Annotated in this window: 20 protein-coding genes and 3 tRNA genes; 16 read left to right on the top strand and 7 right to left on the bottom strand. The window is 68.6% G+C overall.

The window, feature by feature from the left end:
- Positions 1 to 92: 92 nt before the first annotated feature.
- The 6 genes from QMK34_RS14610 to QMK34_RS14585 all read left to right on the top strand — a co-directional run bounded on the left by QMK34_RS14610 (position 93) and on the right by QMK34_RS14585 (position 4421).
- The gene (locus QMK34_RS14610) at positions 93 to 2720 is read left to right on the top strand and encodes an EAL domain-containing protein (RefSeq protein WP_326414464.1); all 2628 of its coding nucleotides are present in this window, start codon (positions 93 to 95) and stop codon (positions 2718 to 2720) included.
- A 77-nt stretch (positions 2721 to 2797) separates the two neighbouring features.
- Positions 2798 to 2870: transfer RNA gene (locus tag QMK34_RS14605), tRNA-Thr, on the top strand.
- A gap of 121 nt (positions 2871 to 2991) precedes the next feature.
- Positions 2992 to 3064 (top strand) — tRNA-Met (locus QMK34_RS14600).
- Positions 3065 to 3250: 186 nt separating this feature from the next.
- The gene (rpmG, locus tag QMK34_RS14595) at positions 3251 to 3415 is read left to right on the top strand and encodes a 50S ribosomal protein L33 (protein ID WP_091293539.1); all 165 of its coding nucleotides are present in this window, start codon (positions 3251 to 3253) and stop codon (positions 3413 to 3415) included.
- A gap of 152 nt (positions 3416 to 3567) precedes the next feature.
- Positions 3568 to 4017: a MaoC family dehydratase N-terminal domain-containing protein gene (locus tag QMK34_RS14590; protein WP_326414463.1), complete on the top strand. Its 450-nt coding sequence runs from the start codon at positions 3568 to 3570 to the stop codon at positions 4015 to 4017.
- Positions 4014 to 4421, top strand: coding sequence for a MaoC family dehydratase (locus QMK34_RS14585; RefSeq protein ID WP_326414462.1), 408 nt, complete (start codon positions 4014 to 4016; stop codon positions 4419 to 4421). The genes QMK34_RS14590 and QMK34_RS14585 overlap by 4 nt, the downstream gene beginning before the upstream one ends.
- A 79-nt stretch (positions 4422 to 4500) precedes the next feature.
- Here QMK34_RS14585 and QMK34_RS14580 read toward each other — a convergent pair whose 3' ends face one another.
- From QMK34_RS14580 to QMK34_RS14570, 3 genes are read right to left on the bottom strand one after another with little or no spacing between them, the layout of a single operon-like run.
- On the bottom strand, positions 4501 to 5403 hold the full coding sequence (locus tag QMK34_RS14580; protein WP_326414461.1) for an SGNH/GDSL hydrolase family protein: 903 nt from the start codon (positions 5401 to 5403) through the stop codon (positions 4501 to 4503).
- 30 nt (positions 5404 to 5433) lie between these two features.
- The gene (locus tag QMK34_RS14575; protein ID WP_326414460.1) at positions 5434 to 6423 is read right to left on the bottom strand and encodes a hypothetical protein; all 990 of its coding nucleotides are present in this window, start codon (positions 6421 to 6423) and stop codon (positions 5434 to 5436) included.
- Positions 6420 to 6770 (bottom strand): GntR family transcriptional regulator, encoded by a 351-nt coding sequence (locus tag QMK34_RS14570; protein WP_326414459.1) that lies wholly within the window; start codon positions 6768 to 6770, stop codon positions 6420 to 6422. Before QMK34_RS14570 ends, QMK34_RS14575 begins: the two co-directional genes overlap by 4 nt.
- A gap of 108 nt (positions 6771 to 6878) precedes the next feature.
- Here QMK34_RS14570 and QMK34_RS14565 point away from each other — a divergent pair, with 108 nt between their 5' ends.
- Positions 6879 to 7094 carry a hypothetical protein gene (locus tag QMK34_RS14565; protein ID WP_326414458.1) on the top strand — a complete coding sequence of 72 codons (216 nt, stop codon included), beginning with the start codon at positions 6879 to 6881 and terminating at the stop codon, positions 7092 to 7094.
- Between the two features lie 65 nt (positions 7095 to 7159).
- On the opposite strand, the gene QMK34_RS14560 is transcribed toward QMK34_RS14565, so the two are convergent.
- Both QMK34_RS14560 and QMK34_RS14555 read right to left on the bottom strand, forming a co-directional pair.
- A complete protein-coding gene (locus QMK34_RS14560; protein ID WP_326414457.1) occupies positions 7160 to 8047 on the bottom strand; it encodes a TIGR03619 family F420-dependent LLM class oxidoreductase in 888 nt (295 codons plus the stop codon).
- A 4-nt stretch (positions 8048 to 8051) separates the two neighbouring features.
- Complete coding sequence (locus tag QMK34_RS14555) at positions 8052 to 9281, bottom strand: pyridoxal phosphate-dependent aminotransferase (RefSeq protein WP_326414456.1); 1230 nt, start codon at positions 9279 to 9281, stop codon at positions 8052 to 8054.
- A 205-nt stretch (positions 9282 to 9486) separates the two neighbouring features.
- Between QMK34_RS14555 and QMK34_RS14550 the strand changes: the two genes are divergently transcribed.
- The 6 genes from QMK34_RS14550 to QMK34_RS14525 all read left to right on the top strand — a co-directional run bounded on the left by QMK34_RS14550 (position 9487) and on the right by QMK34_RS14525 (position 13253).
- A tRNA-Trp gene (locus QMK34_RS14550) sits at positions 9487 to 9559 on the top strand.
- Positions 9560 to 9585: 26 nt separating this feature from the next.
- Positions 9586 to 10029 carry a preprotein translocase subunit SecE gene (gene secE / locus QMK34_RS14545; protein ID WP_326414455.1) on the top strand — a complete coding sequence of 148 codons (444 nt, stop codon included), beginning with the start codon at positions 9586 to 9588 and terminating at the stop codon, positions 10027 to 10029.
- 81 nt (positions 10030 to 10110) lie between these two features.
- The gene (nusG, locus tag QMK34_RS14540) at positions 10111 to 10974 is read left to right on the top strand and encodes a transcription termination/antitermination protein NusG (RefSeq protein WP_326414454.1); all 864 of its coding nucleotides are present in this window, start codon (positions 10111 to 10113) and stop codon (positions 10972 to 10974) included.
- Positions 10975 to 11054: 80 nt separating this feature from the next.
- Entirely contained in the window at positions 11055 to 11486 is a 432-nt protein-coding gene (rplK, locus tag QMK34_RS14535; protein WP_326414453.1) for a 50S ribosomal protein L11, read from the top strand.
- 187 nt (positions 11487 to 11673) lie between these two features.
- Positions 11674 to 12390 (top strand): 50S ribosomal protein L1, encoded by a 717-nt coding sequence (gene rplA / locus QMK34_RS14530; protein ID WP_326414452.1) that lies wholly within the window; start codon positions 11674 to 11676, stop codon positions 12388 to 12390.
- Between the two features lie 86 nt (positions 12391 to 12476).
- On the top strand, positions 12477 to 13253 hold the full coding sequence (locus QMK34_RS14525) for an alpha/beta fold hydrolase (RefSeq protein WP_326414451.1): 777 nt from the start codon (positions 12477 to 12479) through the stop codon (positions 13251 to 13253).
- 184 nt (positions 13254 to 13437) lie between these two features.
- Here the strand turns inward: QMK34_RS14525 and QMK34_RS14520 are convergent, their stop codons facing one another.
- A complete protein-coding gene (locus QMK34_RS14520) occupies positions 13438 to 14619 on the bottom strand; it encodes a CaiB/BaiF CoA transferase family protein (RefSeq protein ID WP_326414450.1) in 1182 nt (393 codons plus the stop codon).
- An 82-nt stretch (positions 14620 to 14701) separates the two neighbouring features.
- Here QMK34_RS14520 and QMK34_RS14515 point away from each other — a divergent pair, with 82 nt between their 5' ends.
- Entirely contained in the window at positions 14702 to 15403 is a 702-nt protein-coding gene (locus QMK34_RS14515) for an IclR family transcriptional regulator (protein WP_326414449.1), read from the top strand.
- A 15-nt stretch (positions 15404 to 15418) separates the two neighbouring features.
- Here QMK34_RS14515 and QMK34_RS14510 read toward each other — a convergent pair whose 3' ends face one another.
- Positions 15419 to 16294 (bottom strand): hypothetical protein, encoded by an 876-nt coding sequence (locus tag QMK34_RS14510; RefSeq protein ID WP_326414448.1) that lies wholly within the window; start codon positions 16292 to 16294, stop codon positions 15419 to 15421.
- A gap of 281 nt (positions 16295 to 16575) precedes the next feature.
- Between QMK34_RS14510 and rplJ the strand changes: the two genes are divergently transcribed.
- Positions 16576 to 17130: a 50S ribosomal protein L10 gene (gene rplJ, locus QMK34_RS14505; protein ID WP_326414447.1), complete on the top strand. Its 555-nt coding sequence runs from the start codon at positions 16576 to 16578 to the stop codon at positions 17128 to 17130.
- Between the two features lie 45 nt (positions 17131 to 17175).
- Positions 17176 to 17556, top strand: coding sequence for a 50S ribosomal protein L7/L12 (rplL, locus tag QMK34_RS14500; RefSeq protein ID WP_326414446.1), 381 nt, complete (start codon positions 17176 to 17178; stop codon positions 17554 to 17556).
- Positions 17557 to 17685 lie beyond the last annotated feature (129 nt).

The raw sequence follows: 17685 nt of genomic DNA, 5'->3' as shown, positions 1-17685 counted from the left end.
CTTGGTTCCGCCGAGCGGTCGATGTCGAGTGACATCGCCCGGCTCGACTGGCAGAGAACAGCGACCGGTTGGCCGCCGGGAAGGAAGGTCGGATGCCGGACTCGAACGGCACGCCCGGTACCGCCGCAGGGGCGAAACCGGGCAGGGGGAACGCCGTTTCCGGTGAAGCACGCACCGACGAACGCCGGTTCCGTGTCTACACCTTCGCCGTACTGACCGTGGGCCTCGCCGCCGCGGCCGCCGTCGGCTCGTGGCTGCCCTTCAAGGGCGACATGAGGCTGTGGTGGATCGCGCCGGTGCTCGCGCTCGCGTTCCTGCTCGCCGAACAGCTCGGCATCAACGTCGACGTCCGCAGCGGTATCTCGTGGACTATCTCGTTCACCGAGATCCCACTGGTCATCGGCTTCTTCATCGCCCCGTTCGAGGTGGTGCTCGCCGCGCACCTGGTGGCGGGCATCGGCACGTTGCTCGCCCGCAAGGTCGCCGGGCGCGTGCTCTACAACGCGGGTGCCTTCCTGCTCGAGATCACCGGCGCGTTCGCCGTCGCGGGCCTGGTCAAGCAGGCCTTCGGCGGGCCGGGCATCCCGATGCCCTGGCTGGCCGCCCTCGCCGGGACGCTGACCGCGCCGCTGGTCAGCACGCTGCTCGCGCTCGCCGCGGTCCGCGTGCTGCGCCGCCGCATGCGGATCAGCACCGCGATCCGGCTGACCGGGCGCATCCTGGTCGTCGGGTTCGTCAACGCCTCGGTCGGCCTGTCGGGCTACCTCGTCATCTCCAACACCCCCAAGGCTTGGCCGCTTGTGCTCGCGGTCTTCCTCGGCCTCACCGCGTTGTACTGGGCGTACTCCGATCTGCTGCGCGAGCAGCGGGACATGGAAGCCCTGTCCGACGTGAGCCTGATGGTCGCCAGGTCCGGCCAGCTCGCGGCCGCCCGCCCGGCCAGCCGCGCCGACGAGCTCGTCGGCGGCGTCGACGTCCGCGAGTGGGTCACGATCGCCGAGCGCATCAAGGACCAGCTCGCCGCGGGCCGGGTCGTGCTGAGACTCAGGCTCGACCCCTCCGACACCATGCGCGTGGTCGTCGCCGGTGACGACCTGCCCGACGGCGACGTCGCCACCGACGACCCGCTGCTGCGCCTGCCCGGCGCGCACGTCCGGCACTTTCGTATCACCGAGGCCAACCCGGACGTGCGGGCTTCCCTGCTCGACCGCGGCGCGCAGGAGGCGCTCGTCGTGCCGCTGCGCAGCGCGAACCAGCTCTTGGGCGTCGTCGAGGCGCACGACCGGCTCTCTCGCTGGCGCGGTTTCGGCAAGTACGACGTCCAGCTGCTCGGCACCATGGCCAGCCACCTCGCCACCTCGCTGGACAACCGGCGCCTGCTCGCCACGCTGCGCCACGACGCCTATCACGACCCGCTGACCGGTCTGCTCAACCGGCCGGGCTTCCGCCAGGTCGCCAGGGAGCCGCTGCGCGAGCAACCCAACGCCGTGGTGCTGCGCGTCGATCTGGACGTCTTCTCCACGGTCAGCGACGCGCTGGGCTACACCTGGGCCGACCGGATGGTCATCGCCGCAGGCCGCCGCATCCGTGACGCGCTCGGCTCCGACGTCCCGCTCGCGCGGCTCGAGGGCGCTTCGTTCGCCGCGCTGCTGACCGGCTGCGTGCCTGAGCAGGCCCACGCCGCGGCCGAACGCCTGCGGACCCAGCTTTCCGCGCCGTACCCGGTCGACAGGCTCGCCGTCGAGGCGAGCGCCATGGTCGGCTTCGCCTGCTCCGCGACGGAAGAGAACGGCGACGCGGTCGACATCGACGGGCTGCTCCAGCGCGCCGACGTCGCCGTCCGCGCCACCAAGGGCGGAGAGGAAGTCCGCGGCTACGTCCCCAGCATGGGCCAGATCTTCATGCGCCGGTTCCAGATGGTCACGCAGTTCCGGCAGTCGCTGGAGGACGGTCAGGTCAGCGTCCACTACCAGCCCAAGATCAACCTCCCGAGCCGGCAGGTGCAGGGCGTCGAGGCGCTGGTGCGCTGGGTGCACCCGGAGTTCGGCAGGCTCGGCCCTGACGAGTTCGTCCCGGCGATCGAGGCGGCCGGGCTGATCGGCGTGCTGACGTCGTTCGTGCTGGAGGAGTCGCTCAAACGGGTCCGCAAATGGCTCGATGAGGGTCTGCGGATCTCCGCGGCGGTCAACCTGTCGGTCCGCAACCTCGCCGACGAGGACTTCCCGAAGAAGGTCAAGGCCGAGCTGGAGCGTTTCGGCATCCCGCCGGAGCTGCTGACGTTCGAGCTCACCGAATCCGGTGTGATGTCCGACCCGCAGAAGGCGCTGCCGATCCTGCGGGAGCTGCACTCGCTGGGCATCGAGCTGGCGGTGGACGACTTCGGCACCGGTTACTCGTCGCTGGCGTACCTGCGTCAGCTCCCGGTCGACCAGGTGAAGATCGACAAGAGCTTCGTCCTCGGCATGGGCACGGATCTCGGCGACCTCGCCGTGGTGCGCTCCATCGTCGAGCTGGGGCACTCTCTGGGCCTCACGGTGGTCGCCGAGGGCGTCGAGGAGGACGTGGCGCGGGATCAGCTCGAAGCGATGGGATGTGACGTCGCACAGGGCTATCTCATCTCGCGTCCGCTGCCCGAGGACCGGCTCGAGGCGTGGCTCCAGGCCCGCACGGCCCGCTCGCAGGGACGGCACGCCGAGACCGTCCTGACCCTCCTGAGCTGAGGTTTTGTCGTTGGGGCACCCCGGTTGCGGGCCGCCGGAGCGCCTCTTGTAATCTTTTCTAGGCCTCAACAAGGCAGGCCCCTTTAGCTCAGTCGGTAGAGCGTCTCCATGGTAAGGAGAAGGTCTACGGTTCGATTCCGTAAAGGGGCTCGCTAGTGGGTGGGCTTCGCCTGCGGAAGTCGCAGGCGGAGCTCGCTTCGTAATGTCCGCTGGGGGCCAAACCCTCAGACCCCGCCAGGGCCAAGCCCTGGGGCCCGGGGTGGGCATGCTTGGCGGTGTAGCTCAGCTGGCAGAGCAAGCGACTCATAATCGCTGTGTCGCCGGTTCAAGTCCGGCCATCGCTACGCGAGTGGGCGAGCTGTGCTGGCGGAACGCGCCAGCCGTGTTCGCTGCGCAATAACCCTGGGGGGTCGTACCCCCAAGGCCCCACCAGGGCGGGCTTCGCCCCCCTGGACCCCCCACCCGGTGGGCACCGTAAGCTTGGGTGTCCCGGTTGGGAACTTTGTGTCTTTTAGAGATGAGGAAATGCTGTGGCTTCCACCGACGTGCGACCGAAGATCACGCTGGCGTGCGAGGAGTGCAAGCACCGCAACTACATCACCAAGAAGAACCGGCGCAACGACCCGGATCGCCTGGAGATGAAGAAGTTCTGCCCGAACTGCGGTACGCACCGGACTCACAAAGAGACCCGCTGACGTAAGCGGTTCTACCCAGCTTCTGCCCCAAGGATTCACACGAGCCGCTCCGGATACCCGGGGCGGTTTTGTGCTGTCCCCACCAGTTTCGGCCCGAACTTTGGCCGTACCGGCATGGCGGCGCCCCCGGCCCCGGTAGGTAACCTGCCCAGGTGGCCTTGGACGAGTCGTTTACCGGGCGGGTCTACCCGCCGACCAGCACCTACGAAGTGAGCCGCGAGAAGATCCGGGAGTTCGCCGACGCGATCGGCGACGAAAGCCCGCTCTACCGCGACGTCGACGCGGCGGAAGCGGCCGGCTACCCGGACGTGATCGCACCCCCGACGTTCCTCACCGTCATCAACCTCGCCGCGATCAACGCGATCGTCGCCGACCCCGAGCTCGGCCTCGACTACTCGCGGATGGTCCATGGCGACCAGAAGTTCACCCACGCCCGGCCGGTGCACGCGGGCGACAGGCTCGAGCTGACCACCCACATCGAACGCATCATGGCCCGTGCGGGCAACGACTTCATCAACGTCCGCGCCGAGATCGCCGACGAGCACGGCGAGCCGGTCTGCACCACCCGTGCACAGCTCGTGGTCCGAGGAGACGACGGATGAACATCGGCGACGAAATCCCGGCCCTCGAAGTCCGGCTTACCCGCGAGAAGCTGGTCCGCTATGCCGGCGCTTCACTCGACTTCAATCCGATCCACTGGAACGAGCGATTCGCCAGGGAGGTCGGCCTTCCGGACATCATCGCCCACGGCATGCTGACCATGGCACTCGCCGCGCGGCTCGTCACCGAGTGGCTCGGCGACCCCGGGCTGCTGCTGGAGTACAGCGCGCGGTTCACCCGGCCTGTCGTGGTGCCTGATGGCGAGGACGGTGCCGTAGTCGGGTTTGCGGGGAAGGTCTTCAAGGTCCATGACGACGGGACCGTGCTGGTGAACATCACCGCCACCTTCGACGGGCAGACCGTGCTGGGAAAGGCCCAGGCCCTGGTCCGCGTGCCCCAGCCCTGAGCCTTCGGCCCTACGCGCCCACAACGACTTTTGATTGCCCCTGACGCGGCTGGTCGGTGCGCTCGGTGACACCGGGGGTTTAGGGGGTTTTTACTAGGTTCTCCACCGTTTCCGCCATTGCTTGCTCGCCTTTGGCGTTGGGGTGCAAGGGGATTGCGTGGGAGGTGGGGACTATTCCCTCTGTCCATCTGGTGTCCGAGGCTGTGCAGAGGTCGTGGCCCTTGCTGGGAGTTGCCGTGTCCGCGTAGCCGGCTTTGTGCGCTTTTGCCTGGTCCGAGAGCATGGTGTTCAGGTTCGCCAGGGAGTCGCGGAGGTAGGCGACGTCACCTGAGCCGACGGGCAGCGCTGGCCAGCAGCCGTCGCCGTCCGGGAGGACCGTGGGGTAGCCGACCACGATGATCTGGGCCTTCGGGGCTTTGGTGTGGATCGTGTCCAGGAGCGCCGCGATCTTGGGGGCCGTGGCCGCTGTTCGCTCGGCGAGCTGGTCGTGGCCGTCGGCCGTGAGGCGGTCCCGGCAGGCCGCGCCGTTCGGGTGGACCGTGGTGCATTGCTGCGCCAGGGCTATGAAGCCGACGTCGTTTCCGCCGATCCCGACCGTGACCAGGGTTGTCGTCTTGGTCACCGCGTCCAGTTGGGCGGGGTTGGTGCCGTTCGCGGTCTTCTGCGTTCCGGTCATGCTTGCCGTTACTGCTCCGCTGCAGCTGACGTCGACGAACTCGGCCGGTTTGATGCTCGCCGAGACCAGGTGCGGATAGTTGTTGGCCGAACGGTCGCAGCCCGGCGGGGTGCCCGCCGCCGCGCCCGTCCGCGGTGCCGAGGTGTACGAATCGCCCAGCGCCACGTACCGGCCGGTGCCGCCGCCGGTGTCGTCCCCGCTCGGCGGCGCCGCCGATGAGCCCTTCTGCCACTGGTAGTACCCGAATATCGCCAGCCCGGCCACGATCACCAGGACCAGACAGCCCCCACCGCTCTTTTTCGCCACTAGTCCTTTTCTACGCGATCAGCGCGCGGATTACGTCGCCGTTCCGGGTGAAGACCGGTGCTGCCGGACGAGATCGTTGATCAGCCCGGCGCCGGGCTCGGGGTGGTCGACGCTGATCAGCACGGACCGGCCGCCCACCAGGCCGATGACCAGGGCAGGCCCGCCGCGCACCTTGTACGCCGTCTTGCCGGACAGCGGGTTCACCCGGATGCCGAGGCCGCCGTCTCCCAGCGCGCTGAGCTTCGCGGCTTTCGCTTCCGTGATGTCGTCCAGCTCGAGATGACGATTCGGCCAGCCGAGCACGCCCATCCGCACGGTGACCCCGGACGAGTCCACGGTCGCGCGGACCTTGACCGTCATCGTCGAGGCCAGCGCCACGATCACCACGAGCAGCGTGAGGAACGGCCACCGCGCGGACGAGCCGACGACCGCGCTGATCCCCACCGCGACCACCAGGGTGGCCGGGAAGAGCCGCAGCAGCATGGAATTGACCGCGTGACCGGACCAGAACGCCCGTTGCCCGGCCTCCAGCCCGATGCTCGGCGCCGCATTGCCGGGACCGTCGGCGTGTGGTGCGCGCAACCCGCCGGCAAACCCGCCCAGCGCACCGAGCAGAGCCGTCCCGCCGAGATAGAGCACCACGATCCAGCCGCTGGTCGCCTGCTGCCAGGTCGGTGCGTCCAGATTCGCCTGCAGAACGCTCAGCAGGACGGCTGAAGGCACAGTGGACAGTGCGGTCGAGAGGCCGACAGCGCTGCGTGGCAGGGGCTCGCCCTGCCGAAGTGAGTTCACCGCCAGCGCCGCACTTCCCAGCGTCACGACCGCCGCGATCACCAAGAACACGGTGACCGTCGTCCCCAGCGCGGACGAGTCGTTCGGCGGGCCGCCGCTCCAGTGGGTCGCGACGGGATCGGGCAACCGGCCGGACCAGGCCTGGCGGAAGCCGATCGTGACGGCCAGCGCGGCCGTCGGCAGACCGAGCGTGGCGGCCAGCACGCGAGTGAGTTTGACGCCGTTCATGAGTACTTCTCCTTGATCACCCCAGTGAGCTCGTCGAGGCTGACGCCTTCCTTGCGCGCCTCGGCGATGAGCTCGTGGACAAGCCCGGTCAGCCGGGCGCGTGCGTGCGCGCCGCCGATGACCACCGCGCCACGCCTTCGCCGCAGGTCGATCAGGCCCTCGTCGCGCAGCAGCGCGTACGCCCTGAGCACGGTGTGGACGTTGATCTCCAGCGACGCCGCCAGCTCGCGGGCGGGCGGCAATTGCTCGCCGCGTTCGAGCGTTCCGTCCGCGAGCGCGCGGCGGACCGACGACGCCACCTGCTCGAACAGCGGCACGGTCGAACCAGGATCGATGCGGACCAGCATTGTTCTAACTGTACTAGAACTAACCGTCTTTGTCGCCGGGGTTGCGCCCGGCCGGTGACAGGGCGAGGGTGAGGCGGTCCGGACAGACCTAGAAAGGCGGAGTTCGACGTGGGATTGAACCTGAACAAGCTGGTCGACAAGGCATACGAGGGCAAGACGATCAACGAGCTGCTGGACGCGCCGCCGTCCGCGCTCGAAGGGCTCACCCCGAAGCACGACGAGCTGCTCGCGGATCTCAAGATCAAGACGATCCGCGACCTGGGAAACTGGAAGTACGCGGCCAAGGCCGCCGCACTCGTGGAACTGTCCGCGAACGAAGCCTGATCCAACTGACCCTGAAGGCCACCTTCACGGCGTAATACGCCGTGAAGGTGGCCTTCAGGGGCTTTTCAAGCCTGAGGAACGAGAGGGCGCAGTTCGGCCGCGAGCCCCAGGGCGTGCGGGACGTCGCGGGCGAGATAGTGCAGGTCGACGAACGCTTCGGTGAAGCCGATCTCCCAGGCCGCCGTCAGCTGCTCCGCGACCGCGGAAAGCCGTGAGTCCGCCGCCGGATTGAGCCGCAGGACCCGCCGCAATGCCGCCGGATCCCGTCCCGCGCGCTCGGCCGACGCCGTGACGACCTGCCACAGCTTCCGCAGCAGCGGCGCGGGCAGCCCGCCGGGGAGCCAGCCGTCCGCGGTCCGGCCCACTCGGTCGAGTGAAGCTTTCGACATTCCGCCCAGCAGGATCGGCGGATGCGGCCGCTGGACCGGCCGCAGGCCGACCTTCGACGCCGGGACGTGCCACCGCTCGCCGAGATGCTCGACCGGCTCACCGGTCCAGAACGCGCGCAGCACGTCGAGGAGCTCTTCGAGCCGCTTCCCGCGCCCCACCCATGGCACGCCCGCCGCGGTGTATTCGTCACGCAGCCAGCCGATCCCGAGCCCGGCGTCGAGCCTGCCGCCGCTGAGCTGGTCCAGCGAGGTCAGCGCACGCGCGAGCAGCACGGGCGGGTACACCGGGCCGGTGAGGGTGCTGCTGCCGAGCCGGGCGGTCTTCGTCGCGGTGGCCGCGACGGTCAGCACCGTGAACGGGTCGGCGAACGTGACGAACTCCGGTGGGTACGGCCGTTCCGCCGTGCCGCCGGGATAGCGGTCCGAGGGCGAGATCGGCGTCAGCACGCGGTCGCCCACCCAGAAGGACGAGTAGCCGAGGCCCTCCGCGGTTGTCGCGAACCCGGCGACCGCGGTCAGCGAAGCCAGCCTGCCGTATTGGGGGAGTGCGAGCCCGAGTCTCATGCCGCTACCGCGCCTCGGCGAGGAGAGCACCCATCCGGGTGACCCCTTCGACGAGCTCCGCCTCCGCGAGGGCATACGAAAGTCGGAAATATCCGGGAGTTCCGAAGGCCTCGCCAGGCACGACGGCGACCTCCACCGCACGCAGGATCAGGTCCGCCAGCGCGACCGAGTCGGCCGGCCGTTCGCCGCGGATCTCCTTGCCGAGCAGGGCTTTCACCGACGGATACGCGTAGAAGGCGCCCTCGGGCGTCGGGGTGTGCACGCCGGGGATCTCCGAGAGCAGCGAAACGATCCGTTTCCGCCGTGCGTCGAACGCCTCGCGCATGGTGGCGACGACGTCGAGCGGACCGGCCACCGCGGCCAGCGCCGCCCGCTGCGCCACGTTCGACACGTTGCCGCACAGGTGCGACTGGTACGCCGTCGCAGCCTTGACCACGTCGGGCGGACCGAGCAGCCAGCCGACCCGCCAGCCGGTCATCGAGTAGGTCTTCGCGACGCCGTTGAGCACCAGCGTCCGGTCCGCCAGCCCGGGCACCACGACCGGCATCGAGGGCGCCTCGGCGCCGTCGTAGACCAGGTGCTCGTAGATCTCGTCGGTGATCACCCACAGTCCGTGTTCGTCCGCCCACCGGCCGATCGCCTCGACCTGTTCGCGCGGGTAGACCGCGCCGGTCGGGTTGGACGGGGAGACGAACATCAGCACTTTCGTGCGCGGCGTCCTGGCGGCCTCGAGCTGCTCGACGCTGACCAGGTAGCCGGTGGACTCGTCGGCGGTGACCTGCACCGGAACGCCGCCCGCCAGCACGATCGACTCGGGGTAGGTGGTCCAGTAGGGCGCCGGCAGCAGGACCTCGTCGCCAGGGTCGAGCAGCGTGGCGAAGGCCGAGTAGACCGCCTGCTTGCCGCCGTTGGTGACCAGGACCTGACCGGGGTCGACGGCGAATCCGGAGTCACGCAGCGTCTTCACCGCGATCGCCTCACGCAACTCCGGCAGCCCGCCCGCGGCGGTGTAACCGTGGTTGGCGCGATCCCGTACGGCGGCCGCGGCGGCCTCCACCACGTGCGCCGGGGTGGGGAAGTCGGGCTGGCCGGCGCCGAAACCGATCACCGGCCTGCCCTGTGCCTTGAGCGCTTTCGCCTTCGCGTCGACGGCGAGCGTGGCCGACGGGGTGATGCCGCCGATCCTCGCCGAGACGCGGGAACGGTCGGGTTCGGGGGCGGCCGCGGGGTCCATGCGGCCATCGTGGCACGATCAACGCGTTCGCAGTACGGCGATTTCGAGCTCGGCGGGGTACCCGGCGGGCTTGAGGGGCGTGGTTGCGGGCGGGTTCGAGGGTTGCCGTAGACTTCTGGTCTTGGAACGCACTACGGTCATCCCCGCTGGATGGTGGGGATGCTGGAAGGCGTCCACGGGAGCTTCGGGTAGCCGGTGCTCCCAAAGGGGTGTAGCTCAATTGGCAGAGCAGCGGTCTCCAAAACCGCAGGTTGCAGGTTCAAGTCCTGTCACCCCTGCGTAAGCAAACTGGTGAAGCGGAGGAGTGGTCGTGAGCGACAGCGACGCCAGCGGTGAGAACGAGCAGGAAAAGACGCCCGAGGCGTCTTCCCGCCCGAGTACTGCCGCTGCTCGGCGTGAGCGCCGTTCGTCCGCCCGTCCGGCTGGGAAGTCCGAGGCCAAATCGGACGACAAGACCAGGCCTGCCGGTAAGACGAAGCCCGGTGACAAGACCGAGAAGGCCAAGGACGCCAAGGGCACGGCGACCCCCAAGCGGGATCGCAAGGCCAAGCAGGCGTCCCCGTTCGCCCGGCTGGTCCGGTTCATCCGTGAGGTCTGGGCAGAGCTGCGCAAGGTCATCTGGCCGAACCGCAAGCAGATGGTCACCTACACCGCGGTGGTGCTGGTCTTCGTGGTGTTCATGGTGGCACTGGTGAGCGGTCTCGACCTGGCTTTCAAGCAGGTCGTCGGTGCCGTATTCGGCAGCTGAGGTTGTCAGGACGCGGCGCCTTCGATGCGTCGCGCGGCAGCCTGCGCGGATACGGCAAGCGATCAACTGAGAGGACGGAACGTGACCTCCGACAACGGCACAGCAGCCGGTCATGACCTGACCGAGCTTTCCGACGAGCAGGTGCACGCGGCACTCGGTGACGAGGGCTCGGAGCACCTGGAACCCGTCGAGGTGCCCGCTGAAAGCGAAGAGGTCGACGCAACCGCCGAAGCCGAGGAGACCTCTGCCGACGTCGCCGAGACGGCCGACGTCGCTGCGGAAACCTCGGAAGCCGACGAGCCCGCGGAGCCCGAGGCCGACGACGAGGACCCCATCGCCAAGTTGCGCGCGGAGCTCTACGCCGCGCCCGGCGAGTGGTACGTCGTGCACTCGTACGCGGGTTACGAGAACAAGGTCAAGACCAACCTCGAGACCCGGACCACGACGCTGGACGTCGAGGACTACATCTTCCAGATCGAGGTCCCGACCGAAGAGGTCACCGAGATCAAGAACGGCCAGCGCAAGCTGGTGCAGCGCAAGGTGCTGCCCGGCTACATCCTGGTCCGGATGGAACTCAACGACGCTTCGTGGAGCGCCGTCCGCAACACCCCCGGTGTCACCGGATTCGTCGGCGCCACTTCGCGTCCGTCGCCGCTCACCGTCGACGAGGTGCTGAAGTTCCTCGCCCCGAAGGTCGAGAACGCGGCACCCGCGAAGTCCGGCAAGGGCGATTCCTCGGGCTCCGAGTCGCAGCTGGGCGGCCCCGCCGTCGAGGTCGACTTCGAGATCGGCGAGTCGGTCACCGTCATGGACGGCCCGTTCGCCACGCTGCCCGCCACGATCTCCGAGGTCAATGTGGACGGACAGAAGCTGAAGGTCCTGGTGTCGATCTTCGGCCGGGAGACCCCGGTCGAGCTGTCGTTCACCCAGGTCTCCAAGATCTGACGGCCGCCAGACGGCCGGCAGTCCCCGCGTACTGGCAGGTGTGCGGGGGACTCGAAAGTCAGTAAGAAGGAAACAAAGAAATGCCACCCAAGAAGAAGAAGCTTGCGGCGATCATCAAGCTGCAGATCAAGGCCGGTGCGGCCAACCCGGCGCCGCCGGTCGGCCCCGCGCTGGGTCAGCACGGCGTCAACATCATGGAGTTCTGCAAGCAGTACAACGCGGCGACCGAGTCGCAGCGTGGGGACGTCGTCCCGGTTGAGATCTCCGTGTACGAAGACCGGTCGTTCGACTTCAAGCTGAAGACGCCGCCGGCCGCGCGCCTGCTGCTCAAGGCCGCTGGTGTCGAAAAGGGTTCCGGCGAGCCGCACAAGACCAAGGTCGCCCAGGTCACCTGGGACCAGGTCCGCGACATCGCGAAGACCAAGGAATCCGACCTGAACGCGCACGACATCGATCAGGCCGCGAAGATCATCGCCGGTACCGCCCGCTCGATGGGCATCACGGTTGTTTAATGGCCTCGACTTCGTCGAGGCGGCGAAATCGCCCTAAGCCGATTTCTTCCCTCACGATTCCGCTCGGCCCAGGGGCCGATCGGAATCGCTCGGTCCAGAAACCGGCGCGATTTCGCACATCCCCCGTGGGAGAGCCAGTGCTGGCTCGCACCACACTGATCCGTTTTTGAAAGTTAAGGACAGAAGCATGACCAAGCACAGCAAGGCCTACCGTCAGGCCCTCGAGCTGGTTGACCGCGAGCGGCTGTACGCCCCGCTCGACGCGGCCAAGCTGGCCAAGGACACCTCCAAGACGAAGATGGACGCCACCGTCGAGGTCGCCATGCGCCTCGGTGTCGACCCCCGTAAGGCCGACCAGATGGTCCGCGGCACCGTGAACCTGCCGCACGGCACCGGTAAGACCGCCCGCGTCATCGTTTTCGCCGTCGGCGACAAGGCCGCTGAGGCCGAAGCCGCCGGCGCTGACGCAGTCGGCACGGACGAACTGATCGAGCGCATCCAGGGTGGCTGGCTCGACTTCGACGCCGCGATCGCGACGCCGGACCAGATGGCCAAGGTCGGCCGCATCGCCCGCATCCTCGGCCCGCGTGGCCTGATGCCGAACCCGAAGACCGGCACCGTGACTCCCGCGGTCACGAAGGCCGTGCAGGACATCAAGGGCGGTAAGATCAACTTCCGCGTGGACAAGCAGGCCAACCTGCACCTCGTGATCGGCAAGGCCTCGTTCGACACCGAGAAGCTGGTGGAGAACTACGCGGCCGCGCTCGACGAGGTCCTCCGCGCGAAGCCGTCCTCGGCCAAGGGCCGTTACCTGAAGAAGGTCACCTTCTCCACGACGATGGGCCCTGGCATCCAGGTCGACCCCGCCCGGACGCGCAACCTCCTCACCGAGGAAAACGTCTGAGTCGGACATCACCGAAGAGGGCGGCCCCGCTTCGTGCGGGGCCGCCCTTTATGCTTTAAAGACACTGTTTGTTGTGTGATGGCCCGATGCCGACTTTCACTTCGTTCGACGGGGTCCAGCTGAGCTACACCCGCTGGGAAGGGATGGGCCGTCACCCGCGTCCCGTGGTGCTGCAGCACGGGTTCGCCGCGGACACGAACGCGAACTGGATCGCCCCCGGCGTGGTCGCCGCGCTGCGCGACGCCGGGTTCACCGTGATCTCGCTCGACGCGCGGGGTCATGGACGTTCGGAGAAGCCGCACGACGAGGCGAGCTACAGCGGCGACGCGATGGCGTACGACGTGTCCGCGTTGCTCGACGAGCTGCGCTTGGACGAGGTCTCGCTGGTCGGCTATTCGCTGGGCGCGATCATCGCGCTGACGGTCGCCGCGACGGACAAGCGTGTCCGCTGCCTCGCGACCGGCGGTGTCGGCGCCGGGATCGTCGACTTCGGCGGCGTGGACACCCGCGTCGTCACGCCCGAGGTGATCAGCGAGGCGATGCTGGCGGACTCGGTCGAAGCGGCCCCGCCCGCGGGCGCGCCGTTCCGGATGCTGGCCGACGCGCTCGGTGGCGACCGCTTCGCCCTCGCCGCCCTCGCGCGCGGGGCCCGGAACAAGCCGATCGACCTGTCCGCGATCGCGGTCCCCACCCTTGTCCTCGCCGGTGAAGCCGACCCGCTGGCCGCCCAGCCCGAACGCCTCGCCGCCGCGATCGCCGGCGCCCGCCTGGTCCGCGTCCCCGGCGACCACCTGGCCGCGGTCATGTCCCCAGCCTTCGCCGAAGCCCTGACCACCTTCCTCGCCACCTCCCACGCCCTCTGACGACGTTTAGCCCGCTAAACGCACGCAGTGGGGGTCCGGCGAGCGCGTTTAGCGGGCTAACCGTCCCCGCCCACCTACTTGCACGCGCCTCTAGTCCGCGTCCGCAACGACGACGTTTAGCCCGCTAAACGCAGGTGGCGGGGGTGCGGCGAGTGCGTTTAGCGGGCTAAACGTACGTGGGGGGTCAGGAGAGGTGGGCGATCTCCTCGGGGGTGTAGCCGAGTTCGGCGAGGACCTCGGCGGTGTGCTCGCCGAGACGGGGGGTGTGGCGGTGGACGGCGGCCGGGGTGTCGGAGAGGATCATCGGCGGGCCGACGCGGCGGTAGGCGCCCTCGGTGGGGTGCTCGACGACCTCGATCAGGCCGCTGCCGGTGAAGTACGGGTCGGTCTCGGCGTCTTCCAGCTTCATCACCGGAGCGAACGGGACGGACAGCTCCGCGCAGATCTTCTGCCACTCTTCGGTGGTCTTGTCCACGGCGACGCCCTCGACCTCCTCGTACAGCTCGCCGTAGTGCGCGGCACGGTTGGCCGGGTCCTGGAAGCGGGGGTCGGCGGCCAGGTCCGCGCGACCGGCGGCGGTGAAGAAGTCGGTGATGTTCTTCGCCGTGTACGGCAGGATGCACGCCCAGCCGTCGCTCGTGCGCACGGCCTGGTGCCCCCGCGTCATCGAGCGGTTGAAGCCCATCGGGCCGATCGCGGGCTCGAACGTGTGGCCGGCGAGATGCTCGACGAGGTTGAACGCGAGCATCGTGTCCGCCATCGGGATCTCGACGCGCTGGCCGCGCCCGGTGGCGCGCTGGTGGATCACCGCGGCGAGCACGGAGTACACGATGGTGAGCGCGCACAGCTTGTCGGCCAGGATCGTGGGCGCGTAGGTCGGTGTGCCGGTCGCGCGCAGCATCAGGTCCGCCATTCCGGACGACGCCTGCACGATCTCGTCGTAGGCGGCCAGCCCGGCGCGGTCGGAGTCACTGCGGAAACCCTGGGCGTTGCAGTAGACGAGCTTCGGGTTCTCGACGGCGAGCCGCGCGTAGTCGAGGCCGAGCCGCTCCAGCGCGCCGGGGCGCATGTTGGTGACCAGCACGTCCGCGTCGCGCACCAGCCGGAGGAAGGCCTCGTGGCCGCCTTCGGTCTTGAGATTGAGCTCGACGCTGCGCTTGTTCCGGTTCACGTTGAGCGCGAGCGCGCCCATGCCCTCGTGGCGCTGCGGGTGGGTCGTGCGGGTGCTGTCCCCGGCGGGCGACTCGATCTTGATCACGTCCGCGCCGAGATCGCCCATGATCTGGGTGGCGTACGGCCCCATCACCACGGACGAGAGGTCGACGACGCGTACTCCGTGCAGTGCGCCTTGCGGGCTTTCGGTCACGGTTCCTCCTTCTCGGGCGAGCTCCTGCCCAATAACTTAGCTATCCTAACTAAAGTACGCAATGTGATACTACGATACCTATATGGATAACAGGCGTCCGCGCCATCGCACGGTCGATCGCATCGCGGAGATTCTCGACGCAGTGGCGAACAGCGCCGCCGGGATGACGCTCACCCAGCTCGCGCTGCGGCTGGAAGCGCCGGTCTCGTCGATCCAGAAGCTGGTCAACGGGCTCGCGGCGGCCGGGTATCTGGACGAGGAGGGGCACCGGTTCCTGCTGGGGCCCGCCCCGCACGTGCTGACGGTCCGGTCGGGCCGGATCCCGGTGCGCGGCGTGGTCCACGCCGATCTGGAGTCGCTGAGTTCCGCCGCGGGCTGTCCCGCGCTGCTGGCGATCCGGGTGGGGGACAACGCGGTCTACGTCGATTGGGCCGGGACGGACGAGCCTTTCGACTACGCGCTTTCCCGGCGCCTGCGCTCACCGCTGCCGGACACCGCGTCGGGCCGCGTGCTGCTCGCGCACCTTCCCGAGCGTGACCGCCGCGCTGTCGTCGAGGCCGCGCTCGGCCACGAGCCCCGATCCGCTGTCGAGTTGCTGGAAGAGGCCGAGCGGATCCGGGCGCGGGGTTACGCCGTCCTCGGTTCCGGCCACGTCATGCGGACGGTGACAGCGGTCGCCGTGCCCGTCGTCGAGGAGGGCCGGGTGGTCGCCGCACTCGCGCTGGCCACCCACTCGGACCTCGGGACGGAACGCCTGGTGGGGCTGCTCCGCGACTACAATTAGCCCGCTAAACGCAGGTCAGCGGGTTGGGGCCGAGCAGGACTTCGGGCCGGGGAGGTGGCCGGTGATGAGCCACTGGTTGCCCTCGACCTGGGTGACGATGAAGTCGCCCAGTGCCGGGCCGCCGACGATCCGGAACGCGCACGACCTGATCGTCACGGTCTTCCCCGGCAACGGCTCGGACAGGTCCGACGGGACAGATTCGGCGTACGCGGTCTTCATCCCCTTGCCGACCTGGTCGTGCAGGCCAGCGATCGCGGCGGCGCAGTCCGGGTAGCCGAGATCGGCGGGGAACTGCAGCTGGGTGCGTTCGTCGAACAGGCCGCAACCGTGGTCGACCATGCTCGCCGCACCGGCCCCGTGCTGGGCGATGGCGTCGTACACCCGGCGGACGGACTCGTACGGCGACGCCGTCGTGAGGATGTGCCGCGTCTTGTAGGTCCCGCCGCCCTGCGCCGCGACCTGCTCAGAGGTCTGGGCGTCGTCGCTGGGGAAGAAGTGGTGATACGCCCAGGTGCCGGCGATGATCAGCAGCAGGACCGCGACCAGCCAGCCGAGCAGCTTGCGCACCAGCCACGTCAGCCAGCGCGGCGCCTTCCGCGGCGGCCGCTCCGGCGGCACCAGCTGCCCTGGCGGCGGCACCGGGACCGGCGGCTGCCAGGACTGTTGCGGCACCGGCTGCTGGGACGGGGCCGGGACCAGCCCGCCCTGCCCCTGCGCCTCGGTGAACTTCAGGTAGTCCTGGAACTGCTGGAACTGCTGGAATTGGCGCAGCTGTTCGGCGTCGAGCGGGGCGGAATCCGGGGGCGGGACGGCCGGGTGCGCCGGTCCCGCGGGTTGGATGCCCGTGCCGGGCTCGACGCCCGTCTGTCCGTCATCGCGCTGCTCCGCCACGTCACCATGATGCCTGGTCGAGCCCCGCACGGAAGGGGCAGGGCGGGTGACGTATGCTCACTTCTAGTTCTACTGAAGTTCTACCGAAGACCGCTGGTTTTCTGTGTGCCACCTGGCGCACAGAACGAAGGTCCCGCATTCGCCGGGCGACCCGCGCAGGAGGAACGAGGCTGGTCCGTGGTTCGCCACGGTCATTCACGCCCCGCGCCCTTGCGCTGGGGCGTTTTGTCGTTTCAGGGCTCTTCGGCCGGTGGGAACACTAGCCAAGAGAGGAGGCGACCATGGCGAAGCCCGACAAGATGGCGGCCGTCGCCGAGATCGCGGAGAGCTTCCGCACCAGCTCGGCCACCGTCGTTACCCAGTACTCCGGCCTCTCCGTGGCCCAGCTTTCCAAGCTGCGCCTTGCTCTCGGCACCAGTGCCAAGTACCGGGTCGCGAAGAACACCCTCGTCCAGCTGGCGGCCAAGGATGCCGGCGTCGAGGGTCTCGAGGACCTGTTCGTCGGCCCGACGGCCATCGCCTTCGTGCAGGGCGAAGCTGTCGACGCGGCGAAGGCTCTTCGCGACTTCGCGAAGGACAACAACGCGCTTGTCATCAAGGGCGGCTACATGGACGGCAAGCCGCTGTCCATCGCCGAGATCAACCAGATCGCCGATCTCGACAGCCGTGAGGTCCTGCTGGCCAAGGCCGCGGGCGCGTTCAAGGCGAAGCTGTCCCAGGCCGCCGCGCTGTTCCAGGCGCCGGCGTCCCAGGTTGCCCGTCTGGCTTTCGCGCTGGAAGAGAAGCGCGGCGCCGAGTCCGGTACCGACACAGCCGACGCACCCGCCGAGAGCTGAACAAACCACCCGAACGTTTAGTTCGTTTCAGAGAGGAAAGCCATCATGGCGAAGCTCAGCACCACCGAACTTATCGACGCTTTCAAGGAGCTGACGCTGCTTGAGCTGTCCGCGTTCGTCAAGGAGTTCGAGACCACCTTCGACGTCACCGCTGCCGCCCCGGTCGCCGCCGCTGCCGCCGCCGGCCCCGCCGCCGCGGTCGTCGAGGAGCAGGACGAGTTCGACGTCGTCCTCGAGGGCGCCGGTGACAAGAAGATCCAGGTCATCAAGGTCGTCCGCGAGGTCGTCTCCGGTCTGGGCCTGAAGGAGGCCAAGGACCTCGTCGAGAGCGCCCCCAAGGCCATCCTCGAGAAGGTCGACAAGGAGGCCGCCGAGGCCGCCAAGGAGAAGCTCGAGGCTGCCGGCGCCAAGATCTCCATCAAGTGATTCCGGGCGCGTGAGCGCCTAGAGCACCGCTCAGAGGGGCGGGCATCCCACGTGGATGCCCGCCCCTCTTGCTGTCCCCGGCGTTTACGTTTAGCCCGCTAAACGCACTCGCCGAGTGCGTTTGGCGCG

This window comes from Amycolatopsis sp. H20-H5, from assembly GCF_035828755.1.
Classification (GTDB): Bacteria; Actinomycetota; Actinomycetes; order Mycobacteriales; family Pseudonocardiaceae; genus Amycolatopsis.
This window is presented reverse-complemented; position numbering and strand designations above follow the sequence as displayed.